The 15,644-nt window shown below is 59.8% G+C and carries 15 protein-coding genes; 11 read left to right on the top strand and 4 right to left on the bottom strand.

The window, feature by feature from the left end:
* Window positions 1-2 precede the first annotated feature (2 nt).
* The 3 genes from pstA to Mhypo_RS04990 all read right to left on the bottom strand — a co-directional run bounded on the left by pstA (window position 3) and on the right by Mhypo_RS04990 (window position 3,182).
* Complete coding sequence (gene pstA, locus Mhypo_RS05000; protein WP_119340208.1) at window positions 3-1,220, bottom strand: phosphate ABC transporter permease PstA; 1,218 nt, start codon at window positions 1,218-1,220, stop codon at window positions 3-5.
* Entirely contained in the window at window positions 1,220-2,140 is a 921-nt protein-coding gene (pstC, locus tag Mhypo_RS04995) for a phosphate ABC transporter permease subunit PstC (RefSeq protein ID WP_119340207.1), read from the bottom strand. The genes pstA and pstC overlap by 1 nt, the downstream gene beginning before the upstream one ends.
* 70 nt (window positions 2,141-2,210) lie before the next feature.
* The gene (locus Mhypo_RS04990; RefSeq protein WP_119340206.1) at window positions 2,211-3,182 is read right to left on the bottom strand and encodes a PstS family phosphate ABC transporter substrate-binding protein; all 972 of its coding nucleotides are present in this window, start codon (window positions 3,180-3,182) and stop codon (window positions 2,211-2,213) included.
* Window positions 3,183-3,519: 337 nt separating this feature from the next.
* Between Mhypo_RS04990 and mobA the strand changes: the two genes are divergently transcribed.
* The 10 genes from mobA (at window position 3,520) to Mhypo_RS04940 (ending at window position 13,696) form a co-directional block, all read left to right on the top strand.
* Complete coding sequence (mobA, locus tag Mhypo_RS04985) at window positions 3,520-4,080, top strand: molybdenum cofactor guanylyltransferase (RefSeq protein ID WP_119340205.1); 561 nt, start codon at window positions 3,520-3,522, stop codon at window positions 4,078-4,080.
* 269 nt (window positions 4,081-4,349) lie between these two features.
* Window positions 4,350-5,396 carry a rod shape-determining protein gene (gene mreB, locus Mhypo_RS04980; protein WP_119340204.1) on the top strand — a complete coding sequence of 349 codons (1,047 nt, stop codon included), beginning with the start codon at window positions 4,350-4,352 and terminating at the stop codon, window positions 5,394-5,396.
* A 128-nt stretch (window positions 5,397-5,524) separates the two neighbouring features.
* Window positions 5,525-6,523 carry a UDP-3-O-(3-hydroxymyristoyl)glucosamine N-acyltransferase gene (locus Mhypo_RS04975; protein WP_119340203.1) on the top strand — a complete coding sequence of 333 codons (999 nt, stop codon included), beginning with the start codon at window positions 5,525-5,527 and terminating at the stop codon, window positions 6,521-6,523.
* Between the two features lie 28 nt (window positions 6,524-6,551).
* Window positions 6,552-7,304, top strand: a complete 753-nt coding sequence (lpxC, locus tag Mhypo_RS04970; protein WP_119340202.1) for a UDP-3-O-acyl-N-acetylglucosamine deacetylase — start codon at window positions 6,552-6,554, stop codon at window positions 7,302-7,304.
* 174 nt (window positions 7,305-7,478) lie between these two features.
* Window positions 7,479-8,441, top strand: coding sequence for a Gfo/Idh/MocA family protein (locus Mhypo_RS04965; RefSeq protein ID WP_119340201.1), 963 nt, complete (start codon window positions 7,479-7,481; stop codon window positions 8,439-8,441).
* Window positions 8,442-8,543: 102 nt separating this feature from the next.
* Complete coding sequence (fabZ, locus tag Mhypo_RS04960; RefSeq protein ID WP_119340200.1) at window positions 8,544-8,987, top strand: 3-hydroxyacyl-ACP dehydratase FabZ; 444 nt, start codon at window positions 8,544-8,546, stop codon at window positions 8,985-8,987.
* Complete coding sequence (gene lpxA, locus Mhypo_RS04955) at window positions 8,984-9,769, top strand: acyl-ACP--UDP-N-acetylglucosamine O-acyltransferase (protein ID WP_186814621.1); 786 nt, start codon at window positions 8,984-8,986, stop codon at window positions 9,767-9,769. The genes fabZ and lpxA overlap by 4 nt, the downstream gene beginning before the upstream one ends.
* Before the next feature lie 99 nt (window positions 9,770-9,868).
* Window positions 9,869-11,038 carry a glycosyltransferase family protein gene (locus tag Mhypo_RS04950; protein WP_119340199.1) on the top strand — a complete coding sequence of 390 codons (1,170 nt, stop codon included), beginning with the start codon at window positions 9,869-9,871 and terminating at the stop codon, window positions 11,036-11,038.
* A 59-nt stretch (window positions 11,039-11,097) separates the two neighbouring features.
* Window positions 11,098-12,771, top strand: a complete 1,674-nt coding sequence (locus tag Mhypo_RS04945; RefSeq protein WP_119340198.1) for an ABC transporter ATP-binding protein — start codon at window positions 11,098-11,100, stop codon at window positions 12,769-12,771.
* 262 nt (window positions 12,772-13,033) lie between these two features.
* Window positions 13,034-13,696, top strand: coding sequence for an RNA-binding protein (locus tag Mhypo_RS04940; protein ID WP_240637118.1), 663 nt, complete (start codon window positions 13,034-13,036; stop codon window positions 13,694-13,696).
* A 279-nt stretch (window positions 13,697-13,975) separates the two neighbouring features.
* Here Mhypo_RS04940 and Mhypo_RS04935 read toward each other — a convergent pair whose 3' ends face one another.
* A complete protein-coding gene (locus Mhypo_RS04935; RefSeq protein WP_119340196.1) occupies window positions 13,976-14,674 on the bottom strand; it encodes an alpha/beta hydrolase in 699 nt (232 codons plus the stop codon).
* Window positions 14,675-14,856: 182 nt separating this feature from the next.
* On the opposite strand from Mhypo_RS04935, the gene Mhypo_RS04930 reads away from it, so the two are divergent.
* Window positions 14,857-15,642 carry a DUF4388 domain-containing protein gene (locus Mhypo_RS04930; RefSeq protein ID WP_119340195.1) on the top strand — a complete coding sequence of 262 codons (786 nt, stop codon included), beginning with the start codon at window positions 14,857-14,859 and terminating at the stop codon, window positions 15,640-15,642.
* The last annotated feature ends 2 nt before the right edge of the window (window positions 15,643-15,644 follow it).

The raw sequence follows: 15,644 nt of genomic DNA, 5'->3' as shown, positions 1-15,644 counted from the left end.
GTCTACCACTCCACTCTATACTTGCGCCGAACCCAGAAGGCCAGGGCATATAGCCCGCCCAGCGTAAGCAACAACACCACAATCCCGGCGGCTGCAGTATTGGCAAACTCACTCAGGTTGGCAGAAATCCAGAGGTAAATTTGCACCGGGAGAACCGTATACTCGGAGAGTGGCCCTCTGGGTATGAAAGCCACATAGGCGGCTGCACCAACCATTAGCAAAGGTGCTGCTTCACCAATCGCTCGAGCGGCCGCCAGAATGACCCCGGTGGCCACACCTGGAATGGTCGCCGGAAGTACGACTTTTGAAATCATCTGCCACTTGGTGGCGCCAAGCGCATATGCTGCCAAGCGCATGGAGTCTGGAACAGACCTCAAGGCCTCCCGAGCTGCGATGGAAATGGTGGGCATGATAAGCAAAGCCATGGTCAAGGCTGCCGCCATTAGGGTTGGGCCAAGCTGCATGCCTCGAACAAATACCGCCAATCCCAACAGCCCGAACACAATACTCGGAACACCGGCCAGGTTGCGCAGGTTGACCTCGATAAACCGTGTAAGGCGGTTTTTGGGTGCGTACTCCTCGAGATAAATGGCGGTGCCCACCCCAATCGGGATGCTTATCAAAAGGGTCATGGTGAGTAACCAAATGGTGCCGAACAGCGCCACGCGAAGTCCAGCAGAGATGGGGTTGCGAGAAGGGTCACGGGTTAGAAAAGAGTAGTCGAGCCAGGGGTTGAGCCGGAGTTGCTGGTTTTCATTCAAACTCTGCTTGAGCTCGTTCCACTGACGTAAACCCTCTATTAGGCTCAAGTTTTTTATGCGGGTGTCGTCCAGGCTGCTCACTACCCAACGCAAGGGGCCATCCTGGGTTGCCCACATCAACTCAACGCGGTTGCGCAAGCGGAAAATCCGCATTTCATCAGGGTCGCTCATGAAGGCAGCAATTTCTTGCTCGGATTTGCCTTGAGCAGCGAGCTCGAGCCGGATTACCTGATCAGCGGTCAGGGCTTGACCAAGCGCGAAGCTCTTTCCACTTGTTTCGGTAACCTCTACGACCTGAACCGAGACGGTGTCGTAGAGCGTATCGAGAAGCAAGACCGCGATCAGAGCGAGAGCGATTACGGTGGGTACGACTACGGCTCGAGCGAAGACGCGATTGATGCGGTCGCGCTGCTGCTTCTGCGGATTTTGCGACGAATCTTGGATAAGGCCTCGTTGCATTATTCGTACCTCTCGCGGTAGCGCTCTACAATGCGTTGGGCGAGTATGTTGAAGCCCAGTGTGAGCAGGAAGAGGGTGGCCCCTACGGAGAAAAGGGCGCGCGAGGCCAGCGAACCTGCCGGCTGGTCGCCGGTGGCGGCCTGCACGATGTAAGAGGTCATGGTGGCAATGGTCTCGCGTGGATCCAGGGTAAGGATGGGGCGCTGCCCAGCCGCAATGGCCGCAATCATGGTTTCACCGACGGCCCGACTGGTAGCCAGGATGATGGCCGCCACAATGCCCGAAACAGCGGCAGGAAAAACCACCTTAGTGACCACTTCAAACTTGGTTGCGCCCAGCGCATAAGCGGCTTCGCGCAGGCTGCGCGGTACAGCCATCATGGCGTCGGAGGCTACGTTGGAGATATAGGGCAAAATTGCAAAACCCAAAACCAAACCGGCCGAAATGGGATTGAAGAGGTTTAGGCCGGGAATAAGGTTTTGCAGTATGGGCGTTAAGAACAGCAGGGCAAAGTAGCCAAAAACCACTGTGGGTACGCCCTCGAGCAGTTCCATGATCCCTTTGACCCTGATGCTTTGCTCATGGGGGGCGTATTCGGCAAGATAGGCAGCCGTGAGCAGACCTAGCGGAATGGCTATCACCAGACCGATGGCTGTGAATAAAAAAGTGCCGGCCAGCAATGCACCAATGCCATATCGGGGCTCGGCAAAAAGCGGGGTCCACTCCGGGGCAAACAAAAACTCGGTTAGGGGTACGCGAAGAAAAAATTGAAATGTCTCGCTAAAAAGCACCACTATCACTGCAGCGGTGGTGAGCACTGAAACCAGCGAAGTTGCAAAGAGTATAGCCTCGACCAGCCGTTCCCCAGGGCTTCGGCCCGGCTTTTTGGAAGCCCATGTCGTTGAAGTGGATGTGTTCATACAAGTCTTCTACTCTTTTAACTTTCAAAATAATACCCTGCCCTCCGCGTGGAGGGCAGGGGTAGTAAGACTACTTGGCCTCAGCCTCGAGCTTCTTCATGATTTCGACCAGGGGGGTACCGGGTTCAATACCGCTAAAAACCGTACCCTTAACCCGCTTGTCTACCAGCACCTTTCCAATGCGGTAAGCTTCATCGGGCAGAAGCACATAGCCGGTTTTGCGAATAGCGGTGCGGGCACGGCTGTTGGTCAGCAAGAAGTTCATAAAATCCTGCAGAGAGCGCTTTTCGTTGAGGCTTTTGAGGTTCACGTAGATGAACAGGGGCCGCGAAAGGGGCGCATAGGTACCGTTGTTGATGGTGGCATCGGTAGGCGCAACGCAGCCCTTGCCGTTGTCGATGGCCAGCGCTTTGAGCTTGCCCTTTTCTTCCACGTAGTAGGCGTAGCCAAAGAAGCCCATGGCATTAACGTTACCCTCGACCCCGCGCACCAGCACGTTGTCGTCTTCAGATGGGAAGAAGTCCTTGCGGATGGCCTTAGCTTTACCGTTGATGGCCTCGGTGAAGTAATCAAAGGTACCGGAGTCGGTGCCCGCACCGTACAGAACAAGCTGGCGCACAGGGAAATTGGGGCGTACCTGATTCCAGAAGGACACTTTGGAATCGGGCTCCCAGATTTTTTTCAGCTCGGCTACGGTTAAGCACTGTGCCCAGGTGTTTCGGGGGTTTACCACCACCGTGAGGCCGTCAAAGGCTACGGGAAGTTCAATGTACTCGATGCCATTTTTACGGCACTCTTCAATTTCTGCCTTGGTGATGGGTCGGCTGGCGTTTTGCAGATCGGTTTCACCTACACAAAACTTTTTGAAGCCACCCCCCGTACCCGAAAAGGCTACCGTGACCTTTACGTCGGGCCGCACGATGTTGAACTCTTCAGCCACCGATTGGGTAATCGGATACACCGTGGAAGACCCATCGGCGCGGATCTGCTGGGCTTGGGCCAGGCTAAACAGAGCTAGAACTGCAACGAGGACTTTCTTCATTCTTGCTACCTCCGACCTAAAGTATGGCTGGTGTGCGTCAAGGCCTTGTCAAACGCAAAGTTACTAGGCCTTTTCAAGCCGGGTAGGGGTATCCTGACCCCCAACCATAACAGTCGGCCAAATATGTCATGAGAATGTCAGCGCTTAAGCGAGTACCGTTCTAAATATTCGAAGCGGGGGCATGCGGTTTGATTGGCGCTGTGCCGGGCTGATAGACGCGAGGTTTTGGCTTGATTTTGTGGGCCCCCAGCAAATACTGGTGGTGGATATGGGTTGATTATGAGATGATAGCCAGGTCGGCGGGTCAGCCTGTACAGGACATTATGATGATAGCAAGATGAAACCAGCGACCTGGAGCGGGGCAGTGTTGGCGGGAGGGCTTTCCAGCCGATTTGGGCAGGATAAGGCTTTGTATGTGTACCGAGGTAAGCCCCTGATCGGATGGGTGCTGGAGTCGATGAGCGGGGCGTCGGAGGTCTTTGTGGTAGCCAACCGCCCCTACCCTGGCTTTGGGACGGTATACCAGGATCTTCGGCGGGGTGGCGATACCCTATCCGGGCTTCATGCTGCGCTAGCTCACGCCAAACACGACTGGGTGGCGGTTGCAGCCTGTGATCAGCCTTTTTTCAACGCAGACTTCTGGGATTTTATGTTGGGGCAAATAAAGCCCGGAAGCCTGGCTGTGGTGGCTGTCGAGCGTGGTTTTTTTGAGCCGCTTGGATCGCTGTATCATAAGTCCCTCGAGCCCGAGGTGTTGCGCAGGTTGGGGGCCGGGGAACTCAAAATGCAGGCGCTTTTACACAGCATTCCCCATGTGGCGCTGGACAAGGCCGAGCTAGAAGATCGTTTTGGGCGGTATTTGTTTATTAATGCCAACTACCCAGAAGACTTGCCTTGAGGGCGCTCGAGGCCACAAATACCTAATCAGCAACACTGCTTCGGTTGGGCGGATCTTGTTGCAGATTGATATCTCTTTGGCACCTGGCTTGTGGTAACGGGTTGTTCAACTATCGCGGCTCCCTCTATATTCGCTGCTAATCCTGGTGGTAAAAATTGCTTCTGTACAGTTTTTTGCGCCAGGAGATTGCTGGGTTCCTTCCCAGAACCGCTTTAGTGGCCAGGCGCTGTGTTTTGCGCTTCTAATGCAAACCTGTACAATGAAGCGCTATGGCTGGGATGTTCTCGTTTCGTGGGGAAGATGTGGGTATTGACCTGGGCACCGCCTCGGTGCTGATTTATGTGCGTGGCAAAGGTATTGTGCTGCGAGAGCCTTCGGTCATTGCGATGGTGAGCGACACCAAGGAGGTCAAAGCGGTGGGGGCCGAAGCTTACCGGATGCTGGGGCGCACGCCTGGCAACATCGTGGCGGCCCGCCCGCTCAAGGATGGTGTAATTGCTGACTATACCCTAACTGAGCGGATGCTCACCCTCTTTATCAAAAAAGTGCTGCCCCCCCTGCGTTTTTTCAGACCGCAGGTGATGGTGGGGGTGCCCTCGGGGGTAACCGAGGTGGAGCGCCGGGCGGTGGTACAGGCCATTGTGGAGGCCGGTGCCAAGCGGGCCTACCTGATCGACGAACCTCTGGCGGCGGCCATTGGGGCTGGTATCAAGATTGCTGAACCGACCGGCAGCATGGTGGTGGATATTGGGGGGGGATCCAGTGATATTGCGGTGATTTCGCTGGGTGGCATTGTGCGCGCCACGAGTCTGCGGATTGCTGGTAACGAGTTCGACGAATCCATCATTCGCTACATCCGTAATAAGTACAACTTGTTGATCGGAGAACGCACGGCGGAAGAGCTCAAGATCAAAATTGGCGCCGCCAAGCGTTCGCCTGGTGATCAGGGTGCGGTGGCCGAAGTCCGTGGTCGCGACCTGATTTCGGGCCTGCCCAAGAGCATTGAAGTGACCACCGACGATGTGGTGGATGCTTTGAAGGAACCCCTGGAGAAAATCGTCCAGGGGGTGAAGAGCGTGCTCGAGACCACCCCGCCTGAACTGGTGGCCGATATCATCGACCGGGGCATTTTGCTTACCGGTGGGGGGGCCTTGCTTCGCAACCTGGACCTGTTGCTCCAGGAGGCCACGGGGGTACCGGTGGTGGTGGCCGAAAATGCGGTGGAAGCGGTGGCGCTGGGCACGGGTAAGGCGCTGGACATGTTGCATGTGCTGCGCGATGCCCTGGTCACCTCCGACAACGTATTGAAGCGGTAATGCTGAGCCAAAAGCCGGAGGGGTCGAGCGCCTAGCGTTGAAAGTCAAAAAGGTTATGGGCTTTGCATCACTTGCTATGGACTATCGACCATTGGCCATTGATGTCCTGCAAGGCTATCGGCTAGCCTATGTTGCTCTCTGAAATTGCCCGGCAGGTTGGGGGGCACCTTGAGGGCCCCGATCTAGAAATTCAGCGCCTGGCAGCCCCCGACCGGGCCGGGCCGGGCGAGCTGGCGGTGGTGCGCGAGGCGAGGTATCTCGAGGTTGCCCTGGCCAGTGGTGCAGCTTTAATACTGGACGAAACCAGCCCTTGCCCAGATACCATCAGTCGGATTCGTGTGTCGGCGGTACATCAAGCCTGGCCGCGGGTCCTGGCCCTTTTTGATGAGCGCGAAACCTGGGCCGGTGTGGGGGTTCACCCCAGCGCCACCATCGAAGCCGGGGCTCAGGTAGACCCCACCGCCTCGGTTGGGGCGTATGTACTGGTGTGCCGGGGAGCTCGAGTGGCTGCGGGAGCGGTAATTGCACCGTACTGCTATGTGGGCGAGGGGGTGGAGGTGGGCCCCCGGACGGTGCTCGAGCCCCGGGTAACCCTCTACCGCAATACCTGGCTTGGCGCGGATTGCAAAATTGGGGCAGGTTCTGTCCTGGGGGTGGCGGGGTTTGGGTTTCAGAATGGAGAACGGCTGCCCCACACTGGCCGGGTGGTCCTGGAGGATGGGGTCGAGCTGGGGGCCAACTGCGTGGTACAGCGCAGCGTGGTAGGGGAGACCCGCATCGGGGCCCGAAGCAAAATCGGCGACCTGACCGATATCGGCCACAACGTCCAAATTGGCAAAGGTGTGGTGATGGTGGGTAGTAGCGCGATTGGTGGCAGCTCGGTCGTGGAGGACGACGTGCTGATGGGTGGGTGGGTGGTGCTCTCCGACCATGTGCGGATAGGTAAAGGAGCCAGGCTAACGGGCGGCAGCGGGATTTCGAAAGACGTACCTCCGGGCGAGACCTGGGCCGGCGGCATTCCTGCCCAGCCCCTCCGGAAGCACTGGCGGCGCCTGGCCGTGCTGGACTGGTTGGCAACGGCGGAGCGCAGTCTGCGGCAATTCTTGAAAGAGCAGCTGCAAAAATAACCTCTGACATCATTTGACTGGAACCCCAATGACGATTCGTGGCATAGGCCTCCACAGTGGCGAACCCAGCTCGGTAAGGTTTCATCCAGCCGAGGGGCCGGTGCGTTTTCGGGTGGGGGGGCTCGAGTTTCGCCCTTTGGCTTCTACTGTAATTGACACTACGCGCTGCACGGTGCTGGGCTACCAGCACCAGCGCTTGATGACGGTTGAACACCTGCTGGCAGCCTTCTACATTCGGGGCATCTGGGAGGGCCTGATGGTTGAGGTAACCGGCCCGGAGATTCCCATCCTGGATGGCAGCGCCAGGGAATGGATGACGGCCCTGGAGGGCTTTTCGGCGCTGGGCCCCCCACCGGTTTCGGTATCTGGAACCATCCGGGTGGAGGAGGGGCGCAGCAGCGTAATGGCTCAGCCGGCCGAGGGTTTTTCCCTGGCCGTCACCATTCTTTTCACCCACCCCAAAATCGGCTACCAGCAGGTAGAGTGCCCACCTACGCCGCTGGAAGAGCTGGCCTCGGCCCGCACATTTGGCTTTTTACAGGAGGTGGAGGCCATGCGGGCCCGCGGGCTCATTAAAGGAGCCTCACTGGATAACGCTCTGGTCTTTAGCGAGCACAGCTTTGTCAATACCCCCCGTATGCTGCATGAGCCGGTCTGGCACAAGGCCCTGGATTTTCTGGGCGATTTGTACCTGGCCGGTCGGCCCTACCTGGGCCGTTTCGTGGCGCACCGCAGTTCCCATCGGCTGCATGTGGAGCTGGCCAAGCTACTCCAGAGCTAATTTCTTGGCCGGATGACCCACTGCCCTCAGGGTTTGGGGGCCTTCTTTTCACAAGGCTGTGACTTTCCTGAGCCATTGCTAAAGGCCAGCCCCCCAAAAATTGGTTGTAAATAGGAGTTAAGTGTATCATCCTGCTTGGAACGCAGGGTTTGTGCATCACGTTACGAGGATTCTATGGAGCTAAATGTGGGCGTTGTGGGCGTGGGGGTGATGGGCACGTACCACGCTCAGGTCTATGCAGGGTTGCCAGGGGTTCGGCTGGTAGGGGTGGCCGACCCCGATCCTTTTCGCCAGGCCGCCATCGAGCAGGATCTGGAAGTACCGGCCTATGCCAGCCCGGAGGACCTGCTGGGCAGGGTGCAGGCGGTCTCGATTGCGTCGCCGACCTCCTTTCACTACGAGCAGGCCCGAATGTTTTTAGAGGCTGGGGTACATGTGCTGCTGGAAAAGCCCATGACCCGCACCATGCATGAGGCGCGGGAGCTGGTACGGTTGGCCGAACAGCGGGGGGTGATTTTGCAGATAGGGCATATTGTGCGCTTCTACCGAGCGGTGGGCGACCTCATGAATATGGTCAACACCCCCTGGGTGCTGGAGGCCCGCCGCATGGGCAACAACCGACGTATACGCGACATTGGGGTGGTGCTCGACCTGATGATCCACGACCTGGACCTGGTACTGTTGCTTTTGCGGGAAAAGCCGCTGCGCTACAGCGTGGTGGGACGGCAGGTAGAAGGGCTGGACGAGTTTGCCCAGGCCGTGGTGGATTTCCCTTCGGGCGCGCGGGCCCTGTTTACGGCCAGCCGTATTTCCCCTCAGGCTGAACGCTCCCTGACCATTACCCAGCCCGGCGAGGTGCTGCGGTTGGATTTTAACAGTGAGTTTACCGAACTGTCGCTGCACCGCTCGCCACCGGTACAACCCGACCCCGACCGGGTGGAGCCCAACGGGCGCACCCAGGTACAGACCGAGCGCATTGCCATCCACAACGATAATCCCTTGCGCCGCCAGCTTAAGCATTTTGTGGATAGGATTCAAAAAGGAGAGCCTTCGCTGGTCACCCTCGAGGACGACCTGCAAGCCCTCGAGCTGGCCCTCGAGCTCTCCCACGCTTTGCAACCGGTAATGACCCGCTAAAAAGCCAGCTCAGAACGCCGAAAGCCCAAAGTAAACCAAAAAACGTCATCTACTGCGGTGGGGCGGTTTTTCCCCCTCGCGCCAAACCCTTAGTATTAAGCCGTGGACATTTACGAAATCCTCAAGTTTCTGCCCCATCGCTACCCCTTCTTGCTGATAGACCGGGTTCTGGAAGCCGACGAGAAGCGCTTTCGGGCCCTTAAAAACGTGACCTTCAACGAACCCCACTATCAGGGGCACTTTCCGGGCTACCCCATCATGCCGGGGGTGCTGCTGATTGAGGCCATGGCCCAAGGCTCGGTGGCGGTGGTCACCCAGCAGCCCGAGTACCGGCCCGGGGGGCTGGTGTTTTTGGTGGGGGTTGAGGAGGCCCGTTTCAAGAAGCCGGTGATCCCAGGCGATACCCTCATCTTAGAGGGGGAACTGCTGGCCTACCGGCGGGGATTGGGCAAGGTCAGGGTTGAGGCCCGGGTGGAAGGCGAACTGCGGGCCGAGGCCACCCTGACTTTTGTGCTACGCTCCGACACAGGGGGCGCGGTCTCGTGAGCCGGCTGGCCATCCACCCCACCGCGGTGGTCTCGCCCCGGGCCCTGCTGGCCTCCGATGTGAAGGTAGGGCCCTATGCGGTGATTGAGGGGCCCTGCGAGATTGGCCCCGGGGTCGAGATTGGGGCCCATGCGGTGATCCACCCCTTTGTGCGGCTGGCGGTAGGCGTCAAGGTAGGGCCACACGCGGTGCTGGGGGGGGAGCCGCAAGACCTGAGCTTTCGCGGCCAGGAGACCTGGCTCGAGGTGGGGGCCAACACGGTCTTGCGTGAGGGGGTGATACTGCACCGTTCCACCAGAGAAGAACAGCCCACCCGTGTGGGTTCGGATTGCTACCTGATGGGCCATGTGCACGTGGGGCACGACGCCCAGGTGGGTAACGGGGTGATTTTGACTCAGAGTGTGGCCGTGGCAGGGCATGTGGAGATCGGCGATTATGCTGTGGTGGGGGGGCTGGCCGGTATCCACCAGTTTGTACGCATTGGAACCCGGGCCATGGTGGGGGCCCTCTCCAAACCCACCCGGGATGTCCTGCCGTTCTCGCTGGCGGAGGGCAGCCCGGCGCTGCATTACCGCCTGAATACGGTGGGTTTACGTCGGGCCGGGGTGAGCGGCGAGCGCTACCGGGCCCTCGAGCAAGCCTTCCGGGCGGTACGCGAAGGCAGGCCCCTCGACAACCTGCCCGATACCGAAGAGGTGCGAACCCTGAAGGCCTTTTTGGCAGCCCCTTCCAGACGCAACCTGTCGGGTTTTGTGCGGGGGGAGCCGAGTTTTGAGGGGTAATGCAGTCCAGCAAGCTGCACATAAAGTTCAAAGCTAGATGCCGATGCTTGGGCAAAAACCTGCGGCTAGATGCTGGAATGACGCCGAACCGAGCGCAACATGCTGGATGAAATCCTGCTCCTGACCAACGGCCCTGGCGAGCTTTCGACCTGGGTGCCGCCGGTGCTGTCGCGCTTGCGACGAGAAGCACCGGGAGCTCGGATTGAGCTCTTTCTGATCCGGGATCAGTTTGCCGCCGGAACGGAGCAAACCAAAGCCAAAGCGCTCGAGCTCGATGCGATCTCGGGGCGCTCGGAGCTGACCCGCAGGCTTCTGCGGGGAAAAGCCAAAGGGCGGGGGTTGGTGCTGATGCTGGGGGGCGCCCCGCGCGATGCGGTTCTGCTGAGCAGGGCTACCGGCTATCCGGCTTTTTCCTATACCTTCGATGCCAAGGCCCATCACCCCGGGCTGCGGGCAGTGCTGGTCGACTCTGAGCGCACCAAAAGCGCCATGCAAGCCCGGGGAGTAGACCCTAGCCGCGTAGTGGTGGTAGGAAATCTGGTGGTGGATGCCCTGAACCAAGCCTCCAGGCAACCCACCCAGCCCGCCGATGTGTTGCTGTTTGCGGGCAGCCGCCCTTTTGCAGCCCGCTACCTGTTGGGGTTTTTGCTGGCGGCAGCGGAACAGATGGCGAAAGAGAAGCCACAGCTTCGCTTTGCCTGGGTTAAGAGTCGCCTTTTACCAGAAGCGGTTGTGGCGGAGGCTTTGCAAGCGCATCGGGTGCAGGACATCGGGGGTGTGGGGGCTAGCTGGGAAGGGACGGGTTTGCGTACCCTGCATGGCCTCGAGGTGGCCGTGCTGGATGAACCTGAGCGCTATGCGGCCATGCGCCGGGCCTCGCTGGCCATTACCATTCCCGGCACCAACACCCTCGAGCTGGCCCTGGCCGGCCTCCCCTCGCTGGTGCTGTTACCCTTACACAAGCCGGAGATGCTGCCGCTGGAGGGTCTCTGGCACTGGCTCCTGAGCCTGCCCGGGGCCCGGCCCTTCAAGCAAAGGTTTGTGCGGGGCCTGGTCTCGCGCATTCCCCACCTGGCCTTGCCGAATCAGTGGCTGAATGAGCGGGTTTTCCCGGAGCTGCGCGGAGTCTTTAGCCCCACCGAGGTGGCGGTGGCTGGTTTGGAACTGCTAGTTCCCCAGCGGGCCCAGGAAGTTCGGGCCAAGCTAAGGCGCCTGGAAGCAGAGCCCGGAGCCGATAAGCTGGTGGCGTATGTGCTGGCCAACTCCTGAAGTCGAGTTTTTGCGCCTGAGCATTTAGCCTCCATCGCCCTGCCCCCTATCCCCTCTATATGAACCTCCTCCGACTCCTGCGCTCTTTTTGGCCACACATCCTGCTGGCGGCAGGGCTGGCGGTTTTGCCCGCTGTGGCGCAAGCCTGGCTGCCGGGCCGGGTGGTCAAGCCGCTCTTTGACCAGGTGCTGGCAGGGCAGTTTGACCGTTTGGGCGAGGTGCTCTGGGTGGGAGCGGGGCTATTGTTGCTGCTGGTGGTGAGTGGGTACGCGCTGGAAGCCTTTATGGGCTACCTTTCGGTTAAGGTTCCGGCAGTCTGGCGGGAGCGGGTCTTCGAGCACCTGCTCAAGACCCACCTGATGGCCCTGCCGACTTCGCCCGGTGGGCTGACGGGGCGCCTCATTGCCGATTTGAAGGAGCTCGAGGGTTTCCTGTTCTACAGCCTGGGGGGTCTTTTGGGGCAGGGGGTTCTGCTCCTGGCTTTGCTCTGGCAACTCCTGCTCCATTACACCGAACTCACCTTGTACCTGCTGCTCGTGCTGTTACCGATGGCGCTGCTGCTGGGCTGGATTGGAACCTGGGTGACCCATTACAGCCGGCGTACCCAGGCCGCCCTGGAGCGGTTGGCTGGCCGCATGGCCGAAGGGTTTGGGCGCCTGGAGCTGATTCGGGCCTTGCACCTCGAAGACTTCATGCGCGCCCGGTTTCGCCATAGCAACCTTCAACAATACCGCTTGGGGCGTACCCGCAGCCTGATTGCGGCCCTGAATCTGCCCCTGGGACAGCTTGCTACCACCTTGCTTTTGGGCCTGCTGCTCTTTTTGGGGGTGGGTGCGGTGCAGCGGGGGCAGATGACCCCCGGCGACCTGACCGCGTTCCTGACCTTGCTGGCCTTGGCCATTGCCCCCTTGCAAGTATTGAGCCGGGTGGGCACCGGGTTTGCCCAGGCCGAAGGGGCGGCGGCCCGTGTGGTGGACTTGCTGGGCCTTCCCTATGCGCCCCCCATGGGTGCGCTTCGCCCCGAATCCCTGGAGGGGAGGCTCGAGCTTCGCCACCTGAGCTATAGCTATCCGGACAGTACGGCCACCCTGCAAAACCTGAAACTGTGCCTGGAGCCTGGCTCCTTCACCGCTATTGTGGGGCCCTCGGGGGCGGGCAAAAGCACCCTCCTGCGGGTGCTACTGGGCCTCTACCCGCCGAGCGAAGGGCAGGTTTTGCTGGACGGACGCGACCTGCAAAGCTACGATGCCGCCTGGCTGCGTGCTCGCATGGCCTGGGTGCCCCAGGAGCCCATGCTCTTTGCCGGAACTGTACAGGAAAACCTGGCGGTGCTGGCCCCGGGCGCAAGCCCGGAGGCCATGCAAAATGCCCTGCAGACTGTGGGCCTATATCCCGAGGTAAGCCTGCAAACCCTGCTGGATGACGAAGGGGGCGGGCTCTCGGTGGGACAGCGGCAGCGCCTGGCAATTGCGGCGGCGCTCTTACGCGAGGCCAAAATTCTCCTGCTCGACGAGATTACCAGCGCCCTGGATAAGCAGAGCGAGGGGCAGGTGGTAGCGGCTTTGGAAGCCGTCCGTCGGGGTCGTACAGTGGTGGTCGTGGCCCACCGCCTTTCTACCGTGCAGCACGCCGACCAGATTGTGGTCATGGAGAATGGCCGCATTGTGGAGCTGGGCACCCACGCCGAGCTGATGGCCCTTGGGGGGGTGTACGCGGGGCTGTGGAGGGGTTGAAATAGTCGAAAGCGCAAAGAAAGATGTCTATGGTCGATGGTCTATAGCCTGTAGCCAGGGGTAAAAGTCCAGCAGTATATCGGCTCACCCGGCGGGTCGAATGCCGCTCAAGCGACCATAGACCGTTACCGCGTAACACGTGCTCGCCGTGGGGTGACAAACATATATGGGCACCTCGAGTTGAACCCCAGCCAGTTGAACTACTTTTGGACGCGATATGCGACTTTAGACCTGTGACCTGCGAAAAGCTATGGAGGAGATCATGCAGGAATACCTGAAAAAAGCCCGGGGGGGACGGGTGGTGCAGACCCCCTTTATGGAGGCCGATGCGCTGGACGAGTTGCGCCGACTGGCGAAGCAAGAGGGGGTTTGCCTCGAGACCTTTGGGGGCCTGCCGATGGCCTCCCGTCGGGTGGCGGTGCTGTTCCCCGAGCATATCCCGGCGGTGGCCGACCCTACCCTGGTGTTGCTATTGCGCTTTGAGGGCGACCTCGAGGCCCTGGAAGATAAGCTCCGGGCCCTATTGGAGCCGGGTCTGCTGGGCGACCTGGAAGAGAGCAAAGAGGGCTTTTTGCTGGCGACGCTGCTAAAAGGGCTCAAAATCCTGCAAGAGGCCGGCTTCGAGGCCCAGCTCGCTACCCCTGAGCAGTTGCCCCAGGTGCGCGAGCGCACCCGCAGCGTGGTGGTGTCCAGTCTGCGGGTGGATGTGGTGGGGGCCAAAGGCTTCGGGGTTTCGCGCACCTACTTTGCTCAGGGGGTCAAGGCGGGCAAGGTCAGGTTGCGGGGCAAAACCGCCTCGGCCAAGGACGAACTAACCGAGGGCGACACCCTGCTGGCCGAAGGGCTGGGCAGCCTGGTGGTCAAAAAGGTGCTGGGCCATACCAGGCGGGGCAACGTGAAGCTCGAGCTCGAGGTTCGCCGCTAGCCGATGGAGAAAGTCTTAACAGATGGGCTCGAGCGGGGCTTTTTATGCCGGATTCAAAAAGACAGTTTACAAAACCAAAAACACTAGAGGCTGTCTTTTTGAATCCTAGAGCACTCCCTTCGGTCGGGTTAGTTCGTCACCCTTTGGTGACGAACTAACCGAATCTGGTATTATTTTGCAGCATAGTTTGAAGCACGTTGATTGCCCATAATTGCGATGTGCGGCTCATTGAGAGGGACTGCAGTGTATACCGAAATTCCTGGTTACCAGACGGGTTTGCTATTTTTGCGCCGGGAGTTTTTCCCGTAGCCAGGCCGCAATATCGTCGGAGATTTGCTGGGCCAGGGGGTCTAAGAGCATGTCGTGCTGGCTGGGGTAGCTACGGTACTCCTTGTGCGGGCCGCCGATAAGAGCAAAATAGCGGCGCACGGCGGCCTCGGGTACCGTGTCGTCCTGGGTAGCCTCGAGCACCAAAGCAGGCGCCCAGACCCGCGGCAACAGTTCCGGCACACGCTGCTGGAGGGCAACCAACTCGGCCAGCGCCCTGGTGGGAAAGTTGGGGTAGTTGGGGCTTTTGGCTCGTCTTTTGGCCTCTTCGGTAGGGTCGGTGCTGAAGGCCCAGGGTTTGAAATAATGCAACAGGGGGGCCAGGTAGGCCATGCGGTTCTTTAGCCCCAGGGCGGGCGCCAGGGCCACCAGCGCGGTGGTTTTGTGTTCAGCGGCCAGCCAACCCGCCAGCAGGCCGCCCATGGAGAGCCCCACCACAGCCCTGGGTTCCGGCAGCGCCAGGTAGGCCTCGCGGGCGGTCTGGAGCCAGTCCTGCCAGCGTACGCCGCGCAGGTCTTCGGGCCTGGTTCCGTGGCCGGGAAGAGCGGGTTGAGCAACGTTGAAGCCGGCCTTCCGCAGCGTTTCGGGCAGCGGCCCCATGGTCAGGACGGGGTGAGAGGTAAAACCGTGCAAAACCAGAACGTTCGACATGGGCAGCTCATAGCTTATCGCAAGCCTTGTGCCAATTCCCAATGGAGGTAGTCCCGGGTAATCCTGTCCTGGACGTATACCTGGCCCATTTGAACCAGGCGATTGAGCTTCTTGCGGTTACAATAACCTTGCGCCCGATTATAGGAGCACAAGCGGGTTTTCAAGCTACGGGAGGCGAGAGAGTGTTGAGCGGTAACCTGGCGGAGTTTCCCCTTTTGCGGCTCCTGGAGACCCTTATGGGAGCGGCCAGGGGTGGGGCTTTGTTCATTGAGCACCCCAACTTCTCAGGGTGTATCTACTTGTCTGGAGGGCATCCGGTACATGCTGAAGCAGGTTCGCTGCGGGGTTTGGAGGCCCTCGAGCTTCTGGCCGGCGTTCAATCGGCGCCGTTTCGCTTCGAGTCCGAAAGGCAAACCCAGGAACGCAGCATTGAGCCCAGCCTCGAGACCCACCAGCTCATCCTGCACCAGTTTGAAGCCTGGAAGGAAATCAGCCTGCCCGAGAACTGGGGCCTGATCCTCAGGGGAAAGGGGGCACCGGAGAAGACCAAGCTAAGCCCGTTGGAGCTGGCAGTGCTCACCTACGCACAGGGGCAGAGCATTGCAAAAACCCTTATGAACCCGCGTCTTTCGCCCCTCGAGACCGCCCAGGTACTCAGCAAACTCTTGCGGCAGGGGCTGCTCGAGGCCCGGTTGCACCTGGAAATCAGACCCGAACCCCTGGTAGTACTCTCTTTATACGGCGGAGGGCAGGGGGTGGCGGTGATAGACGAAGATCTATATGCACAGTGGCAAGGTTTGCTGGGAGGCCCGTTCCGGGTGCGGCTGCGTACCAAAAGCCAGGAGACCACCCTGCGCGCCGAGCCTCGCACCAACATGAAGGGCCGGCTGGGGCTTTTTGAGCGCGACTTGCGTCAACTGCGTCTGGGTCGGGGAATACTGGTAGAAGCCTGGCCGGAGGCCAGGTAATA

This window comes from Meiothermus hypogaeus (assembly GCF_003574035.1).
GTDB classification, from domain to species: domain Bacteria; phylum Deinococcota; class Deinococci; order Deinococcales; family Thermaceae; genus Meiothermus; species Meiothermus hypogaeus.
Note: the sequence above shows the minus strand (reverse complement) of the source record. Positions and strands in the feature narration are given on the sequence as shown.

Excerpts from the sequence above, each read along its gene's own strand:
- pstA (WP_119340208.1), bottom strand. The coding sequence starts at position 1,220 with ATGCAACGAGGCCTTATCCAAGATTCGTCGCAAAATCCGCAGAAGCAG.
- pstC (WP_119340207.1), bottom strand. The coding sequence starts at position 2,140 with ATGAACACATCCACTTCAACGACATGGGCTTCCAAAAAGCCGGGCCGA.
- Mhypo_RS04990 (WP_119340206.1), bottom strand. The coding sequence starts at position 3,182 with ATGAAGAAAGTCCTCGTTGCAGTTCTAGCTCTGTTTAGCCTGGCCCAA.
- mobA (WP_119340205.1), top strand. The coding sequence starts at position 3,520 with ATGAAACCAGCGACCTGGAGCGGGGCAGTGTTGGCGGGAGGGCTTTCC.
- mreB (WP_119340204.1), top strand. The coding sequence starts at position 4,350 with ATGGCTGGGATGTTCTCGTTTCGTGGGGAAGATGTGGGTATTGACCTG.
- Mhypo_RS04975 (WP_119340203.1), top strand. The coding sequence starts at position 5,525 with ATGTTGCTCTCTGAAATTGCCCGGCAGGTTGGGGGGCACCTTGAGGGC.
- lpxC (WP_119340202.1), top strand. The coding sequence starts at position 6,552 with ATGACGATTCGTGGCATAGGCCTCCACAGTGGCGAACCCAGCTCGGTA.
- Mhypo_RS04965 (WP_119340201.1), top strand. The coding sequence starts at position 7,479 with ATGGAGCTAAATGTGGGCGTTGTGGGCGTGGGGGTGATGGGCACGTAC.
- Mhypo_RS04950 (WP_119340199.1), top strand. The coding sequence starts at position 9,869 with ATGCTGGATGAAATCCTGCTCCTGACCAACGGCCCTGGCGAGCTTTCG.
- Mhypo_RS04945 (WP_119340198.1), top strand. The coding sequence starts at position 11,098 with ATGAACCTCCTCCGACTCCTGCGCTCTTTTTGGCCACACATCCTGCTG.
- Mhypo_RS04940 (WP_240637118.1), top strand. The coding sequence starts at position 13,034 with ATGCAGGAATACCTGAAAAAAGCCCGGGGGGGACGGGTGGTGCAGACC.
- Mhypo_RS04935 (WP_119340196.1), bottom strand. The coding sequence starts at position 14,674 with ATGTCGAACGTTCTGGTTTTGCACGGTTTTACCTCTCACCCCGTCCTG.